We start from the raw sequence: 697 nt of genomic DNA, 5'->3' as shown, positions 1-697 counted from the left end.
CGTGGCCTGGCGAAAAAGAGCAACGTGCCGGCCACGGAAGCACAGGCTGCCCAGCGGCTCCGCTTCCGGCTGGTCACCAAATTCCTTTCACCCCTGCAGGGCATCCTGTCGGTTGGATTCCGCAACGTGCGGCGGCTCACGGCGGCGCAGTTCAGCATGGCCGTGAAGCGCAACATCGAGGAGGCAGTGATCGGCACCGCGCCGGATTTCGAAATCGACTATCCGGCCATCACGCTCAGCGAGGGCAGCCTGTTCATCCCGCTCACGAGCTCGCTGGTGGTAGCCGAAGGGGCTGTCACCATCACGTGGGATCCGGCGCCGAGCCAGTTCGGCGGTGCCAGCAACGACGTGGCGTATATCGTGGTGTGCAATGCCGAGCGGCAGCTCTTCATCACCACGGAGCTTCCCGCTACCCGGGCTGAGGGCACGGCGGTGGTGGATGTGCCTGTTCCGTTCGTGGGGCAGGTGGGCCACGCTTGGATGTTCTTCGCCAGCCCCAATGGCAAGAAGGTTTCCAACACGGTCTACCTCGGGGAGGTCACCTTCCAGTAAGGAACAGATGGTTTCACCGGCAAGGGGGCGCTCCCCCCCTTGCTTTTTAACTTAAAAGACAATGGCAGTTCTTAAAGGAGGTGCGCTGCACGGTAAAGTGGGCGGCCTCATCTATTACGTGCGCAACGGGGTTCCCTGTGCGCGG

General features: G+C 62.4%; 1 protein-coding gene. It reads left to right on the top strand.

Translation table 11 applies throughout. From position 1 onward, the window contains the following. A partial coding sequence (locus NGM62_RS21970) for a DUF6266 family protein (protein WP_262250444.1) occupies positions 1 to 552 on the top strand: 552 nt, incomplete at its 5' end. Between the last annotated feature and the right edge of the window lie 145 nt (positions 553 to 697).

Source organism: Parapedobacter soli (genome assembly GCF_025460835.1).
Taxonomy (GTDB): Bacteria; Bacteroidota; Bacteroidia; order Sphingobacteriales; family Sphingobacteriaceae; genus Parapedobacter; species Parapedobacter soli.
Note: the sequence above shows the minus strand (reverse complement) of the source record. Positions and strands in the feature narration are given on the sequence as shown.